Raw genomic sequence first — 3583 nt, 5'->3', positions numbered from 1 at the left:
GAAGTGCTCGTACGGGACGTACTCGCGCTTTCGCCCGGCGCGGCGAGAGCGCGTGCCAGGCGTCGCGGGGCAGAGGGGATGGTGACGACAGGCCCCAGGCAGCTCCCGCGCATGCGCGCGCAGCCCGGGCCCGGCCCCACACGCTGTGGCGCTCTCGGGTCCGGCGGGGGCGCACGAGGGAGCCGGGGCGCGATCCGGGCCCCGGCTCTCGTACGCGTGTCGCGTGGCGGTCAGGGCCGACGCGGTGAGTGGCGCGAGGTGACGGTGCTGCTCACAGCTGGGTGATCGGGCGCATGGCGAGCCCCTCGGTGCCCGCCCAGCCGTTGACGCGGGCGGCGTCGTCGACGGAGACGGTGCCGAGGCCGGCGGGCAGGGCGAAGACGAGGGTGCCGCGGAGTTCGGTGCCCTCGCCCGCGACGAGCGTCGCGGTGAAGCGGCGGGACTGGTCGTACTGGGCCTCGCCTCCCTCGTCGTTGCCGAAGACGTACAGGCCGGCGTAGGCCTTGCCCCCTCCCTCGACGACGACGGGCTCGCTGTCCGGCTCACCGAGCGGCCGGACGATCGGGGCGGAGTCACCGGCCAGGAGGCGCACCTGCGGCGCGTCGTTGAGGACGCACGGGGTCTTCGACGTGTTGGTGACGCTCAACAGGAAGTGGCGGGGGGTCTCCCCGCGCGCGTCCTGGAGCTCCACCGCGGTGGTCAGGCCGGACGCCTCGCAGTCGGCGTACCGGGTGCCGTTGCCGCCGCCCGTCTCGCCGCTGTCTCCGGTCGCCGTGGCTTTCGGGCTGCTGCTGCCCGTTCCCGAGTCGCCCGAGGGGGCGGTGGCGTCCGGGGTGCTCTCGCCGGGGGCCGTGGAGCCCGAGGGGGCCGCGGTGGGCGGCGCGGCGGTCTGGTCGTCGCCCTGGCAGGCGGTGGTCGTCAGCAGCGCCGCGACCACGGCCGTGCCCAGGACGACGGCGCGCAGACCCCGACGCGGCGAACCGCTCCTGACCGTCTTCGAGTTCATGCTCTTCTCTCTTCCCCCGTGACCGGCGCGGAGCCGGTCCTCATCCGTGCGACACCGTCATTGTTTCCACGTGGCACGGCCCGTTCACCGTCGGCCGACGTCTGTTACAGCCCTCGTACGAATCGGCAGTCTTGGCGTGACCTCGACACGTCGTCGGGTGGAGTGGCACGGGCCGCTGCCCAGTGGGCGGCTGCTCATGGTGGGCACGCGCACATGGCTGGGTGTCGCGGCGGTCCCCGATGCTGACACCCATCGGTGACCTGCCCCTTCGTCCTCCGACGGTGCGGGCGGCGTACCGCCTTCTCCCCTACGCCTGTCGCGCGGCTCTGTGCGGCTGGAAGGACAGTCATGCCCCATGCCCTCGACGCGGTGCACGAGACCGCGACCCGCAAGGCGATACGACGCCTGCTGCCCGTGATGGGGCTCGCGTACTTCATGTCGTACGTCGACCGCACCAACGTCGCGCTCGCCAAGACGCAGCTGGAGGCGGACATCGGCATCAGCGCCGCGGCCTACGGGCTGGGCGCCGGAGTCTTCTTCCTGAGTTACGCGCTCCTCGAAGTGCCGAGCAACCTGGTGCTCTACCGGGTCGGGGCGCGCGTGTGGATCACCCGCATCGCGGTGACCTGGGGGCTGGTCTCGGCGGCGTTGATGTTCGCGCAGGGACCGGTGTCGTTCTACGTGCTGCGGTTCGCGCTGGGCGCGGCCGAGGCGGGCCTGTACCCGGCCCTGATGTACATGGTGACGCTCTGGTTCTCGCAGCGACACCGTGTCACCGTCGTCGGGCTCATCTACACCGCACCCGCCCTGGCGACCGTCCTGGGCGCGCCCGCGGGCGGCGGGCTGATGAGCCTCGACGGCGTCGCGGGCCTCCAGGGATGGCAGTGGATGTTCCTCGTCGAGGGACTGGTGACCGTGGCCGTGGGCGTCCTGGTGTGGTGTGCGCTGCCGAGCCGTCCGCAGGACGCGCGCTGGCTGTCGTCGCGGGAGGCGGAGGTCCTCAGCGAGCGGGCCGCCGGCTCCGGGGCGTCGCCGCACCGACTGCGCGGCCACCTCGGTCTCGCCTTCGGGCGGCCGGTCGTCCTGCTCCTGGCCGCGACGTACTTCGTCAACCAGCTGGTCTCCTCCGCCGTCGGGTTCAACCTGCCGTCGATCGTCGAGGGCCTCGGGGTGTCGGGGCCGATGAACATCGGGCTGGTCACCGGCAGCATGGGCCTGGCCGTTCTCGCCGGCGTCCTGTTCTTCCCGTGGCTGCACGGCCGCATCGGCAACGACACCGGTCTGATCGTCCTCTGCGCGGTCGCGGGAACGGCGGCGATGGGCGCCTATCCGGTCATCGGATGGGTTCCGGGACGGTTCGCGTTGCTGTTCGTCGCGAACTTCTTCCTGATGGGGACGCTGCCGCTGTTCTGGTCGGTGGCGATGTCACGGATGTCCGGCCTGATGGCGGCGGTCGGGCTGGCCTTCATCAACACGGTCGGCCTGCTCGGCGGCTTCTTCGGCCCGTTCGTCTTCGGCATGCTGGAAGGCCGTACGGGCTCCCAGCGGGCACCGTTCGTCTTCGTCGTGATCGTGGGCGTGGCCGGCATCGCGCTGGCGGCCGCGCTGAGGCGGACCGTGGGCCGCGAGGACACGGCCGGGCAGGAGCGCGTCCCGGCGGCGTCCGCGGGCTGAGCTCGCCGCCCACAGCCGCGGTCCGGTACGGACAGCCACTCCGGCTCTGCCGTCCGGCTGCGGCTCTGCTGTCCGGCTGCGGCTGCGGCTCCGGGCTCCGGGCTCCGGGCTCCGGGCTCCGGGCTCCGGGCTCCGGGCTCCGGGCTCCGGCCACATCCCACCGCACCGCATCAAACCGCGCCGCGGTCCGTGTCCGACCGGTTGGGCCGTTGCCCAGGGGCGTTCCGCGCCTCGTGGGCGACGGCCCAGTTCGCGGAGGTGGGGTGTCTGCCTATCCTGCCGCCATGAACGAGGAGCTGGCGCTGCGCCGTGAACTGGCCGTGACCCTGCTCGCCGGCATCGACGGGCTGATCGAACAGCTCGCGGCGGACATCTGCGCGCACAGCGCGCGCTACGCCGGCGGCAGCCCCGTCTCCCACGAGGACCTGCGGCTGACGCTGCGCGGCAACATGGAACTGGCCCTGTCCGAGTTCGGCGGCATGCGCGCCGACCAAGACCGTTTCGAAGCGGTCGCGGCCGACAACGGGCGACTGCGGGCCGAGCAGGGCATGCCGCTCGCCACCGTCCTGCAGGCGTACCGGCGCGGCGGCCGGGTGCTGTGGCAGGCCATGGCGGACTGGATGCGCGAGCGCTCCCCCGCGCAGCAGCGTCTGGTCGGGGACATGGCCGGCGCGGTCTGGGAGACCATCGACCGCTTCTCCTCCGCCATGGCCGACGCCTACCGGCTGCGCACCCTGGAGCTCCAGCACCGCGAGGCGTCCCGGCGCGGCGCCCTGTTCGAGGCGCTGCTCGACGGGCGCGCCGACGACCCCGGGGGGGGGGGGGGGGGGGGGGGGGGGGGGGGGGGGGGGGGGGGGGGGGGGGGGGGGGGGGGGGGGGGGGGGGGGGGGGGGGGGGGGGGGG

3 protein-coding genes are annotated in these 3583 nt (G+C 73.7%); 2 read left to right on the top strand and 1 reads right to left on the bottom strand.

All coding sequences use genetic code 11. The features are described from left to right. Positions 1-271: 271 nt before the first annotated feature. Entirely contained in the window at positions 272-1006 is a 735-nt protein-coding gene (locus ACZ60W_RS37125; RefSeq protein WP_469759819.1) for a DUF4232 domain-containing protein, read from the bottom strand. Positions 1007-1354: 348 nt separating this feature from the next. Here ACZ60W_RS37125 and ACZ60W_RS37120 point away from each other — a divergent pair, with 348 nt between their 5' ends. Both ACZ60W_RS37120 and ACZ60W_RS37115 read left to right on the top strand, forming a co-directional pair. Beyond that, entirely contained in the window at positions 1355-2680 is a 1326-nt protein-coding gene (locus ACZ60W_RS37120) for an MFS transporter (protein WP_469759818.1), read from the top strand. Positions 2681-2964: 284 nt separating this feature from the next. Further along, positions 2965-3583: RsbRD N-terminal domain-containing protein (locus ACZ60W_RS37115; RefSeq protein ID WP_469759817.1), on the top strand; the 619-nt coding region annotated here is incomplete at its 3' end.

This window comes from Streptomyces sp. NPDC104202, from assembly GCF_055584185.1.
Note: the sequence above shows the minus strand (reverse complement) of the source record. Positions and strands in the feature narration are given on the sequence as shown.